The sequence below is a fragment of the Flavobacterium cheongpyeongense genome (assembly GCF_003202435.1).
Classification (GTDB): domain Bacteria; phylum Bacteroidota; class Bacteroidia; order Flavobacteriales; family Flavobacteriaceae; genus Flavobacterium; species Flavobacterium cheongpyeongense.
In genome coordinates this window covers 1-22,403 of the sequence record NZ_QJHK01000022.1, presented here as the reverse complement: position 1 = coordinate 22,403, position 22,403 = coordinate 1, and the positions used below count along the sequence as shown (strand labels likewise).

Sequence of the window (22,403 nt, the reverse complement as noted above, 5' to 3'; positions counted from 1 at the left end):
ATTCAGCATTGAATACCAGACAAAAAATAATAATTCTATAGTGCTGCCATTCTTCTTAAACCCGATGGTTATGTAATATAGATTAAACAGAATACAGATTTTGGTTGATTTGTATAGTTAAGTGTATTTTATTTTTACAGTTGCTGATTGTTTAATCAGCAACTGTTTATTGCAATTTGAAAAGAACGAACAATTCGATAGACTAAAATAAAATTTAATAATTCGATACCTTTATAAGTATACAAACCAAGGAGTTTCTAAATCCTGTGAATGAATACAATACAAATTTATTTAGTTTGTTTTTATTTGGTTACTCAAGAAATAGTTGCTGATGGTATGTCAGCAACTAGTAACCAAATTTTTTGTAGCTTACTAAAAATATAAAATGATAGACATGCAAAATAAAATCTCCCTACTTTTTTTTCTATTGATTTCAATGAATGCTGTACATGCTCAAAATTTACCTGTTCCTCAAAATATAGGAACACTGCATCCACGTGTTTTTGGCAAAGACATGTCGTTGAATCAGATAAAAGAACGAGTAGAAAAAGAAGATTGGGCAGCGGCTATCATCAAAAAAACTAAAAATAATGTTGCCCCATATATAGATTACTATAAAACAGATAAAACGTGGTTGGTTTCCCGATTGCAGATGTATTGGAAAACCAAATCAACGCAAGTTTACATTAATGGCGGAAAATACGACCATGCCGATGGCGAGGCTCCTGTTCCTACGGTAAAGTTTATTGGAGGCAGAGGTACACCCTCAAATTACAAAACACCTAAAATAGAGGATATCAAGCCTTATATGGACGATCCACGCGGTTTGTATCTTCAAAATAGTACTACCAATGTTTGGGAATGGGGACCTATAGCAGCTACAAGTGGGATTACGAATACTATAAACAGACAAATTTTAAGCATTGCCAGAGATGCAGCATTTCTATATTGGTATACAAGAGAGGAAGAATATGCAAATTTAGCATACAATGTTCTGGATACCTATTTAAAAGGGGTTTACTATTTGAATGAACCGATTGATTTAAGTCACGGTCATCATCAAACTTTAGTTAGTTATATTCAGTTTGAAGTTATTCAGGATCATATATTAAATGAAATAACGCAATGTTATGATTTTTTACATGATTTTATACGCGATAAAAGCCCGGAAAGTATAAAAATTTATGATGCCACTTTGCAAAAATGGGCAGATTTACAAATTAAAAATGGAGTAAGTTTTAATAATTGGAATCTACTGCAGGCAGCACATATTTCACATATAGCGTTGGTGTTAGAAAATAATTCAGCATACGAAAATGGAAAAGGTGCGCAATATTATTTGGATCAGATCATGAACCAAACGTCAACCAGGCAATGGTCCATGAATAAATTGATAGATTATGGTTATGATAAAGAAACAGGAATTTGGAACGAAAGTCCCGGCTATTCGATGAATGTTTTAAGTGATTTTATTTCGTTTGCCGAGTTCTATGACCGCAATTTTGACATCGATTTGTTAAAAGAAATACCCATATTAAAACAGGCAGTAAAGTCAAGTGCACAATATCTTTATCCAAATAAATACATGGTTTCATTTGGAGATGGTCATTACGGGAAATTACGTAATGAACCCATTCGGTATATGATTGAGAATGCACAAAAGTATGGTAAAAAAGAAGATGAGACCTATTTTACCAAAATGTACAAAACTATTTATGCCGAAGGTAAAGTCGAAGGCAAATTTACAGGAAACAATATACAGGATCTTTTTGGCGGTAAAGCTTTGACATTTGATAAAACAATTCAGATGGGGAAACTGATTGATTTTACCACTCCATTATTTTATGTACCCCACAACAGTTGGCTGGTACAACGTCAGGGAGATGGTGATTCGGCACTCATGATTAGCCAAATCGGTTCTTTCGGAAATCATATGCATTCAAATGGAATTGCGATGGAATTGTATGGAAAAGGTTTGCCATTAGCTCCGGAAATGGGACATGGTACCAGTTATTTTTCTATTGAATATGCCGAGTATTATACTCAATTTCCTGCACATAATACCGTAATAGTTAATGGCAAATCTAAATATCCGGAGATGAAGAGCAATCATGCTTTCAATGTAAATGCCGCTTATCCTAAAAGTGGCCTTACTGAAGGAATTCTGCCCGGTATTACTTTTTCAGATGTTTCCTTTTTAGAACCTGAAACCGATAGCAACCAACGTCGTGTGATGGGAATTGTCAAGAACGATCCCGAGGAAGGTTATTATATTGATATTTTCCGTTCGACTCAAAATAAAGGGGACAATGTGAAAAACGAATATTTCTTTCATAACCTAGGACAAAATTTAGAACTAACGACAACAAATGGAACACCATTAGATTTAAAACCTACTTCTAAATTAGCTTTTGGAGATGGCGATTTGATGGCTTATGATTATATGTGGGACAAAAAATCTACAGAGACAGCTCAGGATTTTAAAGGAAAATTCAACTTAAAACTTCAGGACAAAACCGTAAATATGAACCTGTGGTTCCAGGGGCAAGCGGATAGAGAAGTTTTTTCAGTTCTTTCGCCAAAATCAACAGCATTAAGTCATGACTTGCTGCCTGATGAAATTAACAAAAATCCAATACCAACATTGATTGTCAGACAAAATGGAGAAGCCTGGAACAGACCTTTTGTGGCTATTTATGAACCTGCTTTGAATAATACAACAAACATTCAATCGGTGGATTATTTTGGAAAAGATGATTTTACAGGGATTCATGTAACCAACAAATCAGGCAAAGAAGATTTTATTTTTTCGAATACTTCAGCTGATGAAAAAATGTCTTTCAAAAAATTATCTGCAACGGGAAGTTATGGCATAATCAGTGAAAAAGCAGGCGATTTTACACTTTTTCTGGGCAATGGAAAAAACATTTCAAATGGAAAGTACACCATTGATTTAGGGAATAAAATAGGTACAGCAGTATTAAAATCGGAAAACGGAACACTTTCTTTCAATGCTGATACAGTTTCAAATTTAATCGTTTTGGTAGATGCAAAAATCAATACAGCTACATTTATAGATGCAGCGGGAGTTGTATACAAAGGGAATTACAATAAAAAAGAGAATTTTGTAAATTTTACCTTACCAGCATTGCCTTGTCAAACGGTTAAAATTACAATTAAATAATGAAGATTTTTGCTTACATACCTACTAAAATTCATACCATTTTAATATTGTTTGGCTCAATGGTCATTTGTAGCAATTTGACAGGGCAGATCGAGCATCAAAAAAAGAACAGGAAATATGATTTTTCGGCTATAGAAAAAAAAATTCAAGCCTGGGTAGTAAACGGTTATTATTCCGGAGCTTCTATTTTGATAACAAAAAATGATGCTGTCATTTATCAAAAATATTTTGGGAATTATAATAAAGAGACACAAGTTTTTATCGCTTCTGCCGGAAAATGGCTTGCTGCGGCAACAATTGCTGCAGTTGTAGAAAAGACTACTCTTTCTTGGGATGACAAAGTTAAAAAATGGTTGCCTGAATTTCAAGATGCTAAAGGAGAAGCTACTCTAAGACAACTTTTTTCACATACTTCCGGTTTTCCGGATTATCAGCCGAAGGATTCCGTAACAGATAATTATCAGACATTAGAAGAATCAGTTAAACACATTGTTAATTTACCGGCTGATTCACAACCTGGAACTGCTTTTCATTATGGAGGATTGGCTATGCAGGTAGCAGGCAGAATGGCAGAATTGGCTACAGGAAAAGATTTTGAAACTATTTTTCAAGAAAATATTGCTATGCCATTGGGAATGAAAAACACCCATTTTGTGCCAGTGGATAATGGTGGTGGGCATAGCCCAATGTTGGGAGGTGGAGCTAAAAGTACGCTGTATGATTACGCACATTTTTTGGAAATGATAAGTCATGATGGGAATTATAAAGGGAATCAAATTCTAAAAAAAGAGTCTGTTGCCGAGATGCAGGCAGACCAAATCAGGAATGCAAACGTTGCCAGTCACGAATATACAGAACAGGTCAGGGCTGAAAAACAGAATGGAATTTATGGGTTAGGAGAATGGAGAGAAGAAGTGGATGCTAAAGGCAATGCAATTTTAATTAGCAGTCCCAGCTGGGCTGGCGCTTATCCCTGGATTGACAAAACAACTCAGACCTATGGTTTTTTCCTGACTCATGTAAATGTTGAAAAAGCCAATAAGGCAGGTTTTTCGTCATTTTATAATAGTCCGGTTTTGCCCATTATGGTTCGTGATGTATATAAAAACGCAGCTTTGCCAAAAAATGTCAAAACTGGTTTTGTAAATGTGGGTAACGCCAAATTATATTATGAAGAATCAGGAACAGGAGAGCCTCTAATTTTTATTCACGGACATTCTTTTGATCATAGCGAATGGGATCCTCAGTTTTTTGAGTTTGCCAAAAAATACAGAACCGTTCGTTATGATTGCCGTGGATATGGCCATTCGGATATGCCAAAAGAAGGAGTAGAGTTTCTGCATGCTGAAGATCTTTTAAAGTTGATGAATAAGCTTAAAATAAAAAAGGCACATTTAGTCGGACTTTCTATGGGAGGATTTATAGCAACGGATTTTTTAGCGTTACATCAGGATAGACTTTTGTCAGCTACAATGGCCAGCGGTGATATTTTTCCGGTGCCGGGACCATCTCAACCTTGGACAACCGAACAGTTTACTATTAGAAAAGCTGAAATTGAAAAAATAATAAAACGCGGAACCATGTACCAAAAATGGGATTGGTTAAACGGTTTGATGAGTAAAGGAGGAACCAATTTAGAAAAAATAAGAAAACCTGTTTGGGATATGATTTTTAAATGGAATCAATGGCAACCATTGCATGCCGAACCTCGATTGGTGTTGGGGAATGATGCAGAGGCTATTTTAAAGAAACAAAAAATAACTGTTCCCGTAATGGTCTTGACAGGCGAAGTTGAGAAGGAACGTCCAAATAAATTATTAGAATGTGTACCGTCAGCAAAACAAGTTATTGTATCTAATGCAGGACATGTAAGTAATCTGGAAAATCCAGAAGATTTTAATCGATTAGTAATGGAGTTTTTAAAGAATAATTAAAATGATATTTAAAGTAAAATATGTATCTATAGTTACGATATTTTTTTGTTTTCTAACTTTGAACGGTTTTGCAAATCCCAAAGATACTTTAGTCGTTTATCATACGTCTCAGGATATTGTAAAGACCATGCACAATAATGATTTCTCGGTAAAAGTCAGAAAACCCGGAGGAGAGTGGAAAGACTTGTTTGAATATGAAGTAAAAGTAGATCAAGTCGTAGGCTCGGGACATTCAGTTCAAAAAGCCTCGATGGCTTATTTTGATTTCTCAGGAATTGTTGAGGTTGCTGTTACTTCAAACAAAGGAGTTATAAATAATGCCAGAATAAGACCTTTGTCTTACGGCATAAAATCAAAAATAAAAGGAAATACGTTAACTTTCTCCCTATCAAATTCAGCCAGTTTATCGGTAGAAATAAATAATGATATTTTTCACAACCTTCATTTATTTGCGAATCCAATTGAAAAAAATATTCCGGATTCGAAAGACCCTAATGTAATATATTTTGGACCCGGAATCCACGAATTACCGAATCAAAAATTAAAGGTACCTTCTAATAAAACGGTCTATCTGGCTGGTGGTGCTGTACTGAAAGGCCAAATTGCACTCGACAGTGTTTCAAATGTAAACATAGTGGGAAGAGGTATGGTAGATCAGGAAGTCCGACTTGGAATTCATATCGCCAATTCTAAAAATGTAAAAGTAGAAGGTGTTTTTGCGTCCCAATGTTTTACAGGCGGATCTGATGATGTAAAAATTAACAATGTCAAAACAATCAGTTTTTTTGGCTGGGGAGACGGCATGAATGTAATGGCGAGTAACAATGTATTTTATGACCATATTTTTGTTCGTTCTTCCGATGATTGTACCACTGTGTATGGTACCCGAAAAGGATTTAAAGGAGGATGCAAGAATGTAACGATGCAAAATGCTACACTTTGGGCAGATGTTGGACATCCAATTCTCATAGGCACCCATGGAAACAGTGAGAAACCGGATGTTCTGGAAAACCTGAATTACTTTAATATTGATATTCTGGATCAGAAAGAAATGCAGCTCGATTATCAGGGCTGTATGGCTATCAATGTAGGGGATAATAATCTGGCTAAAAATGTGCTGTTTGAAAACATAAGAGTAGAAGATTTTAGAGAAGGGCAGCTGCTTAATTTGAGAGTGTACTACAATACAAAATATTGTACAGCTCCGGGTTTAGGAATTGAAGATGTAGTATTTCGTAATATTGAGTATAATGGACAGAACTCAAACATTTCAATAATAACAGGATATAATGAGCAAAGAAAAGTTAAGAATGTAACATTTGAAAACCTCAAGATAAACGGAGTTTTAGTGCATGATGAAATGCCAGAAAAACCAAAATGGTATAAAACAGCCGATATGGCCCGATTCTTTGTTGGAGAGCATGTTGAGGGCGTTTCTTTTAAAGTGAAATAAAAAAGACAAGCAAAAACAGAAAATACCACAAACAAGTTATTTGTGGTATCTAATAGGTGACATAAGAGAAATTCATAAAAAAATAAAATTGTGAAAAATGAAAAAACGTTTCAAATTACATGCTATAGTAGGTAGTCTTTTGGTAATTGGATTTGTTTCTGGTTGTTCTGTAAAAAGTAAGCTACAGGGAATAAATGTTGAAGTAAAAAACAATCTTGATTTCAATCGTAAGGAAGTGGTTAGTATTCAACGAAGCAATTTATCGGAACTATTAAAAAAGACTTCAGAAAAAGACATACGGGTTAAAATTCAAGACTCTAAAGAATACTTAAGAACTCAATGGATTGATAATGACAATGATGGAAAGGGAGATGAATTGCTGTTCGAAGTGGATATTAAAGCAAAAAGTGTCATAAATTATGCCATTGTTTCCGATACGGTAAAAGTGCCCGAAAGTAAAATAACAACCTATTCCCGTTTTGTACCGGAACGTATTGATGACTATGCCTGGGAAAATAACAAAGTAGCTTTTAGGACTTATGGACCTGTAGCACAACAATTAGTAGAAGAGCATAAAGAAGGAGGCACACTTTCGAGCGGGATTGATCTTTGGTTTAAGAAAGTAGATTATTCCATTATTGACAGTTGGTATAAAAAAAATGTAGCCAGTCCGGGATATTACCATATAGAACATGGAGAAGGTTATGATCCATATCATGTTGGTGCAAGCCGTGGTACGGGAGGAACCGGAATTTGGGAAAATGACAGCTTGCAGGTAGCAAAAAATTATACCAGTTACAAAACAATAGCAACGGGACCATTACGTACTGTTTTTGAACTGACCTATGCTCCCTGGAGTAGTTATGGAGTACATGAAACAAAAAGGATTTCGCTGGATTTGAATTCTAATTTTTCAAAATTTGAAATTAGTTTTCGTTCAGATAAAAAAATTCCAAACTATACTCTGGGAATTACTTTACATGAAAAAAAGGGTGAAGTAAATATTAATAAAGTAAAAGGTTGGTTTCGCCATTGGGAAGCTATAGATGATTCTTTTGTTGGCGAAGGGATTGTCTTAAATCCAGGAATAATAGATACTGCTTTTGCTAATGATTCAAATAAGTCCGATCAAAGTAATCTGTTAATTCTAACCAATCCGGAAAATAAACTGACCTATTATGCCGGTTTTGCATGGACTGGCAGCAGACAGGTTTCGGACGTTACAGACTGGGACGAAATGCTTAATAAACAAGCAGAAATTATTGCAAACCCATTACAAATTATTATTAAATAATATCATTTAGTAATCTATAATGAAAATCAAAATGATATACAGAAAATCATATTTCAAATTTATACTTATAATACATTTACTGATGCTTTTTGGATGTAAATCAGGAGTCGAAAAACAGTCAGTAAATAATGAAACCACACATCTGTCAAAAAACTATATTTCCAAAGTTTGGCAATCGGATCTTGGAGATGGTACGTATACCAATCCGATTTTATATGCCGATTATTCTGATCCGGATGTAATTCGGGTAGAAAATAATTATTATATGACAGCCAGTAGTTTTAATTGTGTACCCGGTCTGCCTATTTTATATTCTAAAGATTTGGTGAATTGGGAGATTATCAGTTATGCTTTAGAAAAACAAATACCAGAGGAAGTTTTTGATATTCCACAACATAGCAAAGGGGTCTGGGCGCCTGCTATACGTTATCATAAAGGGGAATTTTATATTTATTGGGGTGATCCTGATTTTGGTGTATATATGGTAAAAACCAATGATATTAATGGCAAATGGTCAAAGCCAGTATTGGTAATGGCAGGAAAAGGTATCATTGACCCCTGTCCGCTGTGGGATGGAGAAAATACTTATTTGATTCATGCTTGGGCTGGAAGTCGTGCCGGAATAAACAGCGTTCTAACCATAAACAAAATGAATGCAGAGGGGACTATGGTTTTAGATGAAGGACAAAATGTTTTTGACGGACACGACAAACACCATACAATGGAAGGACCTAAACTGTATAAAAAAGACGGCTATTATTATATTTTTGCTCCCGCAGGTGGAGTGGAAACGGGTTGGCAGGTAGTCATGCGTTCTAAAAATATTTACGGTCCTTATGAAGATAAAATTGTACTGGAACAAGGCAGTACTGCTGTAAATGGCCCACATCAAGGAGCCTGGGTAACTACACAAGATGACAAATCATGGTTCATGCATTTCCAGGATCAGGGGGTTTACGGTCGCGTATTGCATTTGCAACCAATGGAATGGAAAGAAGGTTGGCCAGTAATAGGAAAAGATTTAGATGGGAATGGAGTTGGTGAACCCATACCTTCTGGTGTAAAACCAGTAACAGGGAATAATTTACCCATAATGCAGCCCGTGGAAAATGATGAATTTGAGAATGGAAAACCGGGATTACAATGGCAATGGTATGCCAACTCATCTGTAAAATGGAGTGCTCAAATTCCAGGTACAAATTATTTGAGACTTTTTACGATAAGCAAAAAGGAAGAACCCAATCTTTGGAACGTTCCCAATCTTTTATTACAAAAATTACCAGCACCCAATTTTACAGCAACTACAAAAGTAAAATTAACAACCGAATGGGAAACATCAGGTAAAAAAACAGGATTGCTTTTGATGGGTAAGTCTTATACTTATGCAGCAATTGCTTTTCATGATGGCAAGTATTGGATACAACAGGTAAATTGTGTTGATGCTATTGATGGAACCCCGGAAAAAGTGATCGAAGAAAAACCATTGTCATCTAATGAGGTACAATTGCGAATGAAAATCACCACTCCTGATGCAAACTGCCAATTTAGTTATAGTGAAAACGGAATTGACTTTGTCAGAATAGGAAAGCCATCCAAAGCTGAAAAAGATTTATGGATATCAGCTAAAATAGGAATTTTTGCCATAAGTCAGCCCAATGTTAGAATGGGTGGATATGCTGATTTTGAATGGTTTAGAATAGAAAAATAGAAATAGAAACAAATAAAAATCATGAAATTTACAATTACAGCAGTTATGCTATTAGGAGTTGTTATTGCTTCTACTGCTCAATCACATTATCCGGGTCAACATAAAGGTAAATTTACTTTGGATGATTCTAAATCTATAAAAGTTGCTGCATTTGATTTGAAAGATATTACGCTACTAGATTCAAGGTTTAAAGACAATATGCTTAGAGAAAGTAACTGGATTTTATCTTTAAAAGTAAATAGCTTATTACACAGTTTTAGAACCAGTGCAGGTGTTTACAGTGGAGTTGAAGGAGGATATGATACAACTGAAAAGTTAGGCGGTTGGGAATCCTTAGATTGTGAACTTAGAGGACATAGCATGGGGCATATTCTTTCTGGATTGTCATTGCTGTATGCTTCCACCAAAGATAAAGTATATAAAGAGAAAGCCGACAGTTTAGTGGTTGGACTTGCAGAAGTACAAAAAACATTAAAACAAAATGGTTATTTAGGTGCCTATCCTCAAAATTTAATTGATAGGAATATAGCAGGCCAACGTGTTTGGGCTCCATGGTATACGTTACATAAACTCTATGCGGGTTTAATGGACCAATATCTTTATGCAGATAATAAATTAGCTTTAGAAGTAGTGATCGGCATGTCCAATTGGGCTTATGATAAGTTGATAAAAGTGACTCCTGAACAACGAACTATAATGTTGAAAAATGAGTTTGGAGGCATGAACGATTCATTTTACACACTATATGCCATTACAGGAAATGAAAAATACAAATGGTTAGGAGCGTTTTTCTATCATAATGAAAGCTTAGACCCTTTGAAGAAAAATGAAGACAACTTAAATAAAAAACATGCCAATACATATATCCCAAAACTGATAGGATTAGTACGTGATTATGAACTGGAGGGCGGTACGGATAATAAATCTATACCGGAGTTTTTTTGGAATACGGTCGTAGATCATCATTCTTTTGTGACAGGTAGCAATAGCGATAAAGAGAAATTTTTTAAAGCTGATGAACAAGAGCAACATTTAACAGGCTATACAGGTGAATCGTGTAATGTGTACAATATGTTGAAGCTTAGCAAGCATCTTTATGGATTAGAAGGAAATGTAAAATATATGGATTTTTATGAAAAGGCTTTGTATAATCATATTTTGGGACAACAAGATCCTCAATCAGGTATGGTGGCTTATTTTTTACCCATGTTGCCCGGAGCACACAAAGTATATAGTACACCCACACATTCTTTTTGGTGCTGTGTAGGAACTGGATTTGAAAATCAAGCAAAATATGGGGAGACGATTTATTATCATAATGATAAAGACATTTATGTGAATTTATTCATTCCATCAGAATTAAAATGGAAAGAAAAAGGACTTACCTTAAAGCAAGAAACAAAATATCCATATGAAGAATCCACACAGCTAACGGTATCAGTTGACAGCCCTTTAACAATGGGATTGAATATTCGGTATCCATCTTGGGCTACATCCGGGGTTGTTGTAAAAGTTAATGGAAAAAAAATAAAAGTTAAAGCTGCTAAAGGGAGTTATATCAATTTAGACAGGATTTGGAGAAACGAAGATAAAATTGAAATTACATTTCCTATGGAATTGCATTGGAGTTCAGAAGGGAATTCTAATATGAAAGCATTAATGTATGGACCAGTTGTTATGGCTGCAAAATTAGGAACAAAAGGGATGGAAAAACCTGCCCCTTTTTCTAATCCGGCCTTACACAATGATTATTATACTTATGACTTTGCTGTACCAGGTACAATTAATAATGAATTAGAAGTTAAAGGGAGGCAGTTTGACAAATGGTTAAAAAGAGTTCCGAAGGAGCCATTAACTTTTAAAAGTATAAAAGTTGGAGATAAAGAAGAATTAACCTTTGTACCCTTATTTGATTTGCATAGAGAACGTTATAACATTTATTGGAATTTAAAATAATGAAATCAAAAAATGAGTCGAATTTTTAGAGTATTAATCTTTTTTCAATTGAGTTGTGGTATCCAAGCGCAATCAGTATGGCAATGGAGTGCAAAAGTCAATAGCGTTATTTCTCCAGAAACAAACGATCATCCGCAAGCGTTTTTATGGATTCCAGAAAATTGCAAACAAGTTAAAGGGGTTGTGTTTGGTCAACACAACATGATAGAAGAAGGGATGCTTGAGAATTCCTACTTTAGAAAAGTATTAACAGAACTTGGTTTTGCTGAGGTTTGGGTTACTCCTGTAGCGAGTTGGACCTATGATATAAGTAAAAACGAAGATAAAGCTATTGATGAAATCTTTAAAACATTGGCCAATACATCAGGTTACCAGGAGTTGGCTTATGTACCAATTATTCCTATTGGACATTCGGCGATGGCAAGTTTTCCATGGAATTACGCTGCTTTTAATCCAGAACGTACCTTAGCCTTAGTTTCTGTACATGGAGACACACCGCAAAGTAATTTGACAGGGAGTGGAAAGCCAAATCCAGATTGGGGCAACAAGAATATTGATGGAATTCCGTCCTTGTTTATAATGGGTGAATATGAATGGTGGGATGCACGAATTCAACCAGCATATAAGTATATTGGAAAACATCCCAAAAGTGTCATTACTTTATTTGCCGATGCAGGCCACGGACATTTTGATTATTCTGACCAGATGGTAAAATATGTTGCTGATTATATTAAAAAGGCAGCTAAGGAAAGGCTTCCCTCAAAGATGCCTGTAGATCATTACGCCAGTCTTAAAAAAATAAATCCAAGTTCTGGATGGTTAATGGATAAATGGAGACATGACTCAATACCAGAATTTGCAGCAGCTAAGTACAATAAATACCAGGGTGACAGGAAAATAGCTTCGTGGGTTTTTGACAAACAAATGGCGAAAGCAACAGAGGATTTTTATACCCAAGCCCGTGGTAAAATAAATCAATACATAGGGTTTAAGCAAAATGGGGAAGTACTAAAACCGGTTAATACTCATGCCGTTTTTCAATTGATATTCAAACCATTAGAAGATGGAATAAGTTTTAATTTAAATGCTTTTTTTGCAGACACTTCAAGAGTAAAAACTACAAGTAATTTTGTAAAAATGCCTATTGGAATTGATAGAATTTGTGGGCCGGTTAAAAAAATAAACGATTCTATTTTTCAAATCAGTTTCGATAAATTAGGGTTTAATAATACCAAACGGAGCAATAACATTTGGCTTTTGGCTCATAATGATGGTGATGAAAATTATAAAAGTGCAGTTCAGCAAATTGATTTACACTTTCCATTAATAAATAAAGAAGGTAAAACACAAATTATCAATTTCAACACAATAAATGATGTGAAATTGGGATTAAAAACGATAAAGTTAAATGCTAAATCAGATATAGGAACCAAAGTACACTATTACGTAAAAGAAGGGCCTGCTTATATTGAAGAAGATAGGTTACATTTTACTAAAATTCCTCCAAGAACAAAATTTCCAGTAAAGGTTACGGTCGTTGCTTGGCAATATGGGATTGCTGGAAAATTGCAATCGGCTGAGCATGTAGAACGTAGTTTTAATATAGTACAATAAATTTTAAAGTTAAATGACAATAAAATTTTTGGTAGTCTAAAATAATTCAAATACAAAATGATAAAAAATAAAATGTATGTTTTAGGGATGTTATTCTCTTGTTTTTTAACAATTCAGGCACAGTCTATACTACAGGAAACAGTTCAGAAATTGAAATCTCCAAACGGAGCTTATGAATTTACCTTTTATCAAAAAAAGAATGATTCAAAAGAAAAACAAATGTATTATACAATTTCCTTTAAGGAGAAAACAGTACTATTAGAATCGGAACTAGGTGTTTTGATAGAAAATCAAACTTTCGAATCAGCACTTGCAATACCAAATGATACCTGTAAAGTATGGGGTGAGAATTTAAATTTTACAGGAGTTCAGCGCAATGCTGTAGATGAAACATGGAAGCCTGTTTACGGTGAAAATTCCACTATCCGTAACAACTATAATGAGATGATCATCTCATTTCAAAAAGGAGAGACTGTAAAGAAAGTAGCAACCGAGGGCTACGATAAAAATAAAAGTTATTTTATGAACGTAATTGTTCGTGCTTATAACGAAGGAGTTGCTGTTCGATACCATTTTCCGGAACCAACTAACGGTTTGTTTCTACATATTGTAGGCGAACAAACGCAGTTTACCATGCCCGAAGAAACATTGGCGTACTACGAACCATGGGCCCAGGGACCATATTCATTACTTCCTCTAAAAGACTGGAAGGGACAAAGCGAGCGTCCACTGACAATGAAATTGGCTAATGGTTTAACTGTAGCTATTGCTGAAGCTCAAATGACCGATTATGCCCGTATGAAATTTAGTTTGAATACTGAAAAGCGCAATACGCTTCAGGCATCACTATATGGTAGTGTAGATGTTATTCCTGCTTATGCTACGCCATGGCGTTTGATTATGGCTGCAGAGAAAGCGACTGATTTAATTACAAACAATACCATTGTTTTAAATTTAAATCCTGAAAATCAATTGAAAGATGTGTCCTGGATTAAACCCGGGAAAGTAATTCGTGTATCAAAAATGACCCAGGAGAATGCTAAAAAATGTGTCGATTTTGCAGATGAAAGAGGATTGCAATATGTTCATTTGGATGCAGGCTGGTATGGACCAGAAATGAAAATGAGTTCGGATGCGACAACAGTTTCCGAAACAAAAGATTTCAATATACCGGAATTGGCAGCCTATGCTGCTTCAAAAGGAATTGGGATTTGGGTATATGTGAACCAACGTGCGTTGATTCAGCAATTAGACACTATTTTACCTCTTTATAAAAAATGGGGAATCAAAGGGATAAAATTTGGTTTTGTACAAGTAGGAAATCAACGTTGGACAACGTGGATGCATGAAGCGGTAAAAAAATGTGCCGAATATGGTTTGATGGTTGACATTCACGACGAATATCGCCCAACAGGTTTTAGCCGTACCTATCCTAATTTAATGACACAGGAAGGAATTCGTGGAAACGAAGAAATGCCTGATGCTGACCATAATGCCATTCTGCCATTTACTCGTTTTTTAGCCGGTCCTGCCGATTACACTATTGCATATTACAGCAAAGCAATAAAAAATACCCATGCACATCAACTGGCTTTATCGGTGGTTTATTATAGCCCTGTCCAGTTTTTATATTGGTACGATCAACCTTCGGATTATCAGGGCGAACCCGAAATTGAGTTTTTTGATGAAGTAAAAACAGTTTGGGATGAAACAAAAGTGCTTAATGGACAAATAGGAGAATACATTACTGTAGCTCGTAGAAATAATACAGACTGGTTTGTTGGGGCGATTACAAATAAACAAGCCCGTAAAATCAAGGTTCCAACAACATTTCTTGAAAAAGGAAAAAAGTATTTAATGAAATCATTTCAAGACAATGATGAGGTTCAGAATAGAACTAAAGTTGCCGTTAAACAACAATTAATAAAAGGGGGGGAAGAGTTGTCTTTTGATCTGAAAGCAAATGGAGGAGTAGCATTAATTTTTAAAGAATTGAAGAAATAAACAATGTTAAAAATCTAAAAATAAACGGCCTATTCTATTTATTAATCTTTATAAGTTTAACTCATATTAGGCAGCTTTTCTTGGTATTTTGTAGTTTTTAAACCTGAACTTATATTGAATCAGTCTCTGTTCACAGAGTATACATAAACCAATCAGTTTGCGAGTAGCCATCTTCATCCAGACTTAGAGGGGCGGAATATTAGCGGATACCATTCCTTTTTAGTCATTATTGGAGAATACGAATAAAAAGATGCACGATTCGCCATACTTATAAAGTTACTTAAAGAGTACTTTTAGGATAGTATTTTAGCGCAAAGGCGCTCCTGCGGATAGTTTCATTATTGTATTTGGTTCTGATAAAAGCAAAGACTGTTTGATAATTCATTTTAATTAAAAAGCTTACACAGGAGTAGATATTGGATAGCAAAAAAGATAAAAAGGCTTTAATTAAATGGCTTTGGCTATTATTGTAAATAGTTAAAGTTTTATCCACTTACTTTTACGGTTTTACAAACTGATTACTTTGTATATCTTTGTAGAATGAATGAAAATCTAGATCCTACAGCAAAAGGATACAACCCAGAAGAGTTAGATCTTGAAAAAAGATTGCGTCCACTATCATTTGATGATTTTGCCGGACAAGACCAGGTTTTAGAAAACTTAAAGATTTTTGTTGCTGCAGCCAATCAGCGTGGTGAGGCACTTGATCATACTCTTTTTCATGGGCCTCCGGGATTAGGAAAAACTACTTTAGCGAATATTTTAGCAAACGAACTTGAAGTTGGAATAAAAATTACTTCCGGACCGGTTCTGGATAAACCGGGCGACTTAGCAGGATTACTTACAAATCTTGACGAAAGAGATGTTTTATTCATTGATGAAATTCATCGTTTAAGCCCAATTGTAGAAGAATATCTGTATTCTGCTATGGAGGATTTCAAAATTGACATTATGATAGAGTCTGGACCAAATGCAAGAACGGTTCAAATCAATTTAAATCCTTTTACATTAATTGGAGCTACTACTCGTTCAGGATTATTAACAGCTCCAATGCGAGCTCGATTTGGAATTTCATCACGTTTACAATATTATACAACTGAACTTTTAACGACCATTGTTGAAAGGAGTTCTTCTATTCTTAAAATGCCAATTTCATTAGATGCTGCCATTGAAATAGCAGGACGTAGCCGAGGCACACCTCGTATTGCTAATGCATTGCTGCGCAGGGTACGTGATTTTGCCCAAATAAAAGGAAATGGTACTATTGACCTCGAAATTTCCCGTTATGCCTTAAAAGCACTGAATGTTGATGCACATGGTCTTGATGAAATGGATAACAAGATATTGTTAACTATTATTAACAAATTTAAAGGGGGACCTGTTGGTCTTTCGACTTTGGCCACCGCTGTTTCTGAAAGTAGTGAGACCATTGAAGAGGTATATGAACCCTTTTTGATTCAGGAAGGATTCATTATGCGTACACCACGAGGACGTGAAGTTACTGATAAGGCTTATAAACATTTAGGAAAAATAAATACCAATATTCAAGGAGGATTATTTTAATATTTTATCAATGTTTAGGAATAAATATAATTATCCAAAAAGGCTTTCAATATTAAGATTTCTTTTGGATGCTGAATGCATACGTAAAAATCCTATTCCGTTTCATCAAAAATATTTCGATAAATACAGGGATTCATTTTCTCTTAAAATAGAGGATCCTAAAATATTGGAAAAATCCGGATGAATTTATTCCGGAACCTTTCCTTGGGGAACAAAAAAAGCATTCCTTGTAATGTTTCTATCCTTTTGATGCCGGATCACGAATGTGTATTGGAGCCGTTTTTGCTATTTATGAAATGTGCCTCACACTTTCTTATATTGTAAAAAGATATGTGACTAAATCTGCTAAACGTAAGATACCGTTTAATCCGGTTGGAGCTGAAGTTTTATTTTCTAAAAGATGAGCATTAACGCTAAAGAGACATACTCGAAATTGATTAAATCTGAAGCAAAACGACTTGGCTTTCTTTCCTGTGGTATTTCTAAAGCAGGATTCCTTGAAGAAGAGGCACCTCGTTTGGAAAAATGGTTAAAAAACAACCAAAATGGTCAAATGAAGTATATGGAAAACCATTTTGATAAACGCTTAGATCCAACATTATTGGTTGATGGTGCTAAAAGTGTGGTTTCGCTTTTATTAAACTATTACCCTTCAGAAGTTCAGAACAATCAAAGTTTCAAGATCTCAAAATATGCATATGGACAGGATTACCATTTTGTTATTAAAGAAAAACTGAAAGAATTTCTTTATTCAATTCAGGAAAACATAGGAGATGTTTCGGGTCGGGCTTTTGTAGATTCTGCACCAGTTTTGGATAAGGCATGGGCAGCCAAAAGCGGTTTGGGCTGGATTGGAAAAAGCAGTAACTTATTAACTCAAAAAGTAGGCTCTTTTTATTTTATCGCAGAACTTATTCTGGATTTAGATTTGGAATATGATCAAGCAGTAACAGACCACTGTGGCTCATGTACAGCTTGTATTGATGCCTGTCCAACGCAGGCTATAGTCGCACCTTACGTGGTAGACGGAAGTAAATGCATCTCTTATTATACAATCGAACTCAAAGAGAATATCCCTTACGAAATGAAAGGGAAATTCGATGATTGGATGTTTGGTTGTGATACGTGTCAGGATGTTTGTCCTTGGAACCGTTTCTCAAAGCCACATTCAGAACCATTGCTTAATCCAAACCCGGAACTGCTTTCTTTTTCCAAAAAAGACTGGATTGAAATAACAGAAGAAACTTTTAAGATGGTTTTTAAAAATTCTCCTGTAAAAAGAACCAAATTTGATGGTTTAAGAAGAAATATTAATTTTTTGAAATAAGCTAATGGGATAGTAATCCACTTTTTTTGAAAAGAAGATATTCCGTTAAAGCACTGATTATAAGTACTAAATGTTTTTTGAGTACATTTCGAAATTACTAAATTCTCTCTTTTTATTTGTAGGTTTAATACTGTTTATTTTTTAAAAAAAGTCTATTTCAACGTTTATAAATGCAGATTACCGATTAAGATATTTATTCTTTTTTGGTTTATTTACTTTTGCTTATGTTTTTATAATAAAAAAACATTTGTAGGTTCAATCTGTAATTTATGATAAAGTATATCACTGTGCTGTTATAAAATTCTCGTAAAAATCTTTTCTGAACCACAAAATTTTAATTTTTAATTAAACCATTATTTGTTCTGACATACTTTTTGTATTTCAGGATCTTTTGTTTCTATTATACCAAAACCAGAGTTGTCTATGTCTAACTTTACTTTTAAAGAGCTTAATTATTTTAAGAGAAATTCTTTTAATGTGTTTTTTATTTTGTTCAAAAATAGAATATTACTGTTATCTAATTGCAGTTTAATACCTTCTTATTTTGTACAAAAATTAAGAGCATGTTTAATTTCAAAAACAATATTATCAGTAATATTATTATGTTTTGTTGTTTCTGTACATGCTCAAACAGGTCCCTCAGATGATTATGATGGAGACGGTATTATCAATTCTCAGGATTTAGACGATGATAATGATGGGATTTTGGATACTGATGAGTGTACTAATTTAATCTTATCAGGTAGTTTTGAGAATGTTTCCGGATTGTCTGATGGAAATAACATAAATGTAAGTATAAGCCCTTGGGTTCTGGGAGGCGGGAGTCAGTCGAACGTAGTTCAGGTTGATGGACCTGGACCCTATGTATATCCAAATGGATTTGGCCCGCAAAGTAGTGCTGATCCTGCGCTAGCTGGCGTTAATACAAAGCAACATTACTTAGATATAGCAAATGGTTCAAATGATTTTTATCAAACTTTTACATTAACAGGAGCAGGAACAACTGTATTAACTTTTAGTGGGTTTTTCTCTTCAAGAAATGTTGCCACTGGTAATCCTGCTCCCGCCACAGGTGTAGGATCTATAAGGATTTTGAGTGGTACTGGAATCGGGGGAACCCAAATGGCCACTACTGGAGATATTACAGTCACCAACAATACGAGTTGGACTTTTATTGAAGGTACTGTAAGCTTGCCAGCAGGGACATATTCATATGTTGTATCAATGGACAATGCTATTAATTTTGACAATGCAAATTTGATTGGCATGTGTGATAGCGATAGTGATGGAATTATAAATAAATTTGATTTAGATTCAGATAATGATGGCTGTTCGGATGCCAATGAATACTATAATTTATCTACTGCCGATGGCAATGACGGAGGTGTTTATGGAGTAGGAGTTCCAACAGTTAGTAGCATGGGGCTTGTAACTGGTCCAGTTGCAGCTTCATATACTGGAAATTATACAAACGCAACCAATACAGGTGGTTTTGCAAGTGTTTTAAATTCTGCGACGCCAATAGACAGATCTATAGCTGCTGGGGGTAATACAACATTTACAACCACTGTTACAACTCCTGGTTCAGGAACGACACAACATCAGTGGCAATTAAGTACTAATAATGGAGTGTCCTGGACTAATATTACAAACGGTGGTGTATATTCAGGAGCTACTACCGGAACTTTAACCATTACAGGTGCAACTGCAGGAATGAGTGGTTATGATTATAGGGATCTGGTTACGCAAAGTAATTTTGTTTGTGGTCCGACTTCAAAAAGTGGTAATCTATGTGTTGGTGTGGTAGAATCAGTTCCAACTATTACATCTGTTGCGCCAACTTGCTCCGCAGCTGGCAGTTCTACGGTATCCAATTATAATCCTACTTTAGCTTATACATTTACTCCAAGTGGACCAATAGTTGGTGCAGGAGGAGCAATAACAGGAATGGTAACAGGTACAAGTTATACAGTAAGAGCAGGTAACGGAACCTGTATATCTGCAGCTTCAGCCTCATTTAGTAATGCTGCAATTCTAGTATCGCCAACAGTTTATACTGTAACAGGAGGTGGTTCTTATTGTTCAGGAGGATCAGGAGTTGTAGTTGGATTAAGTAATTCTCAAACAGGTGTAAATTATCAATTACAATTAGGCGGAGTTAATAATGGAGCTGTAGTTGCGGGAACAGGATCTGCAATTAGTTTTGGAAATAAAACAGTGGCAGGAACTTATACGGTTGTTGCTACTAATACCTCTACAACATGTACCGCGTCCATGACAGGAAGTGTGGCTGTAACAATAGATCCAGCAACGGTCGGTGGAACAATTGGCGGAAGTACTTCTGTTTGTACAGGTACTAATTCTACCAACTTAAGTTTATCTGGACATACGGGTTCAATAGTAAGATGGGAATCATCATTAGATAACTTTGCAACTGCTGGTATCACTATTGCTAATACTACCACCTCATTAACAGTAACCAATTTAACAGCGACTACTTATTATAGAGCTGTTTTACAAAACGGTTCTTGTGCTACTGCTAATTCATCAGTAGCTACTGTAACAGTAAATCTTTTGCCTACAATTACGGGTTTAAGTTCGGTAGTACAAGGAGCCTCAATAACGTTAACAGGTAGTGCAACTGCTGCTAGCAGTAATCCGTGGGTTTCTAATAATACAGCGATTTTAACAGTAAATAGCTCTGGGGTAGTAACTGGAGTTTCGGCAGGTTCTGCACTTGTTACTTATACAAATACAAATGGATGTCAGGTATCTAAGAATATTATTGTTACAATGATTCCTTTGGATAAAGATAGTGATGGTGTGTCGGATTCTGTTGATTTAGATGATGATAATGATGGGATTTTAGATACTAATGAATGTTCAGGTTCGACTACAAATGTTGCTATGGATGGGTTAACGTTCTTGTCGGGTACGGGTTCGGGAGCTAGTATTAACTCAGGAGATTATTTGCTAAAAACGAATGCAATAAATTATTTAGGGGTAAATTATGATGCTGTCATAAGAGTAATTAATAAACAGGTACCAACCGGTACATTAGATATAACGACAGCTACTCCTTTAGGTACTTTACAATTGACAGGGGCAGTGCCAAATGAAAATCCATACGTTACTTTTTCGGTAAGTATTGTTCAATCTGGTTCAGCTACAGTTGGTAATCCTACAGGAACAGTTGCTGCAATTGATAAATTGTGGATTACTGTTTCAGATTTAGATGGTAATGGAGGGGGTAATAATTATGGTGATATTGGAGGATATGCTACAGCATTAAGTCCTGAGGCTTTGCTAATCGGTTCAAATTTGAATGCTGATGGTTTTTTGTCTGGAGGTCCATCTGGTTATAATTCGTTTAGACCTAATGTAATACCTGCTCCAAATGTTTTGGATACTGATTTTACTTATGCATATCAGGCATTGTTTAATAATTATTCTGCTGGACAATTTGTATTTGGTATTACAGGACCTCGTATTGGAACTGTAAATAGAAAACAAGTAATATTTCTTCGATCTGAATATATTTGTGATACTGACAAAGATGGCGTGCCAGATCAAATTGATTTAGATTCCGATAATGATAGTTGTAATGATGCGAATGAAGCTTATGGAAGTAGTGCTACAGATACAAATAGTGATGGAACTTATGGGGGAGTAATAGGATCTGGTCAGGTAGACTCTAGTGGTAGAGTTACAGGAGCATCCTATTCAGGAACTAATTCAAATGTAACAACAGCAACAAACGCTACGGTAACTACTGCGCCTGGTAATCAAACAATAACAGCAGGGAATTCAGCAAGTTTTTCGGTTGTTGCAAATGTTGTAAATACAACTACTTTTGTATCGGGAACACCTAATTATACAATTCCGCCCGCAACAGATGCATCAAGTGGATTATTGTATCAATGGCAGGAAAATGGAGTTAATTTAAGTAATGCAGGTGTTTATAGCGGAACTAATACAGCAACTTTAAATATTTCAAATGTTACAGGTTTAAATGGCAAAGTTTATACAGTAATTATCAGCCATTCTAACAATGTATGTATTAATGAATTAAGAAGTGCTACTTTAACAGTAACTGTTGCAAATAGTGCACCGGTAGCCGTTGACGACAACTATACCGTAGCCGAAGAAGGCACCGTGACCCTGACCCCGTTAAGCTTAGATACCGATACAGATGGGGATACATTAAGCATCACCAGCATCAACGGCACAGCGTTAACCCCAGGCACGGCTCAGGTAATTGCCGTGACCAACGGAACGGTTAACATCACCGCAGCGGGCGTGATTAGTTTCACTCCCTCAGCCAACTATAACGGATCGGTAAGCATCCCTTATGTGATAACCGACG

At 35.4% G+C, this 22,403-nt stretch carries 11 protein-coding genes and 1 pseudogene; all 12 read left to right on the top strand.

Features of this window, described 5'->3' with window-relative positions:
* Positions 1–394 precede the first annotated feature (394 nt).
* Positions 395–3,184 (top strand): heparinase II/III family protein, encoded by a 2,790-nt coding sequence (locus DMB65_RS18835; RefSeq protein WP_165835000.1) that lies wholly within the window; start codon positions 395–397, stop codon positions 3,182–3,184.
* The gene (locus DMB65_RS18830; RefSeq protein ID WP_110308179.1) at positions 3,184–5,118 is read left to right on the top strand and encodes an alpha/beta fold hydrolase; all 1,935 of its coding nucleotides are present in this window, start codon (positions 3,184–3,186) and stop codon (positions 5,116–5,118) included. Before DMB65_RS18835 ends, DMB65_RS18830 begins: the two co-directional genes overlap by 1 nt.
* Before the next feature lies 1 nt (position 5,119).
* Positions 5,120–6,571, top strand: coding sequence for a glycosyl hydrolase family 28 protein (locus tag DMB65_RS18825; RefSeq protein ID WP_196239580.1), 1,452 nt, complete (start codon positions 5,120–5,122; stop codon positions 6,569–6,571).
* A gap of 97 nt (positions 6,572–6,668) precedes the next feature.
* A complete protein-coding gene (locus tag DMB65_RS18820; protein WP_110308178.1) occupies positions 6,669–7,865 on the top strand; it encodes a DUF4861 family protein in 1,197 nt (398 codons plus the stop codon).
* Positions 7,866–7,896: 31 nt separating this feature from the next.
* A complete protein-coding gene (locus DMB65_RS18815) occupies positions 7,897–9,573 on the top strand; it encodes a glycoside hydrolase family 43 protein (RefSeq protein ID WP_110308207.1) in 1,677 nt (558 codons plus the stop codon).
* Between the two features lie 21 nt (positions 9,574–9,594).
* Positions 9,595–11,529, top strand: coding sequence for a glycoside hydrolase family 127 protein (locus DMB65_RS18810; RefSeq protein ID WP_110308177.1), 1,935 nt, complete (start codon positions 9,595–9,597; stop codon positions 11,527–11,529).
* 12 nt (positions 11,530–11,541) lie between these two features.
* Positions 11,542–13,143, top strand: a complete 1,602-nt coding sequence (locus DMB65_RS18805; RefSeq protein WP_110308176.1) for a hypothetical protein — start codon at positions 11,542–11,544, stop codon at positions 13,141–13,143.
* A 57-nt stretch (positions 13,144–13,200) separates the two neighbouring features.
* Positions 13,201–15,147 (top strand): glycoside hydrolase family 97 protein, encoded by a 1,947-nt coding sequence (locus tag DMB65_RS18800; RefSeq protein WP_110308175.1) that lies wholly within the window; start codon positions 13,201–13,203, stop codon positions 15,145–15,147.
* A gap of 540 nt (positions 15,148–15,687) precedes the next feature.
* Positions 15,688–16,710, top strand: coding sequence for a Holliday junction branch migration DNA helicase RuvB (gene ruvB, locus DMB65_RS18795; RefSeq protein ID WP_110308174.1), 1,023 nt, complete (start codon positions 15,688–15,690; stop codon positions 16,708–16,710).
* A 248-nt stretch (positions 16,711–16,958) separates the two neighbouring features.
* Positions 16,959–17,114: pseudogene (locus DMB65_RS22525) on the top strand (cytochrome P450); the annotation flags it as partial.
* Positions 17,111–18,037, top strand: coding sequence for a tRNA epoxyqueuosine(34) reductase QueG (queG, locus tag DMB65_RS18785; RefSeq protein ID WP_110308173.1), 927 nt, complete (start codon positions 17,111–17,113; stop codon positions 18,035–18,037). The pseudogene DMB65_RS22525 and the gene queG, both read left to right, overlap by 4 nt.
* Positions 18,038–18,460: 423 nt before the next feature.
* The coding region (locus DMB65_RS18780; RefSeq protein ID WP_133249520.1) for a beta strand repeat-containing protein at positions 18,461–22,403 on the top strand (3,943 nt) is incomplete at its 3' end.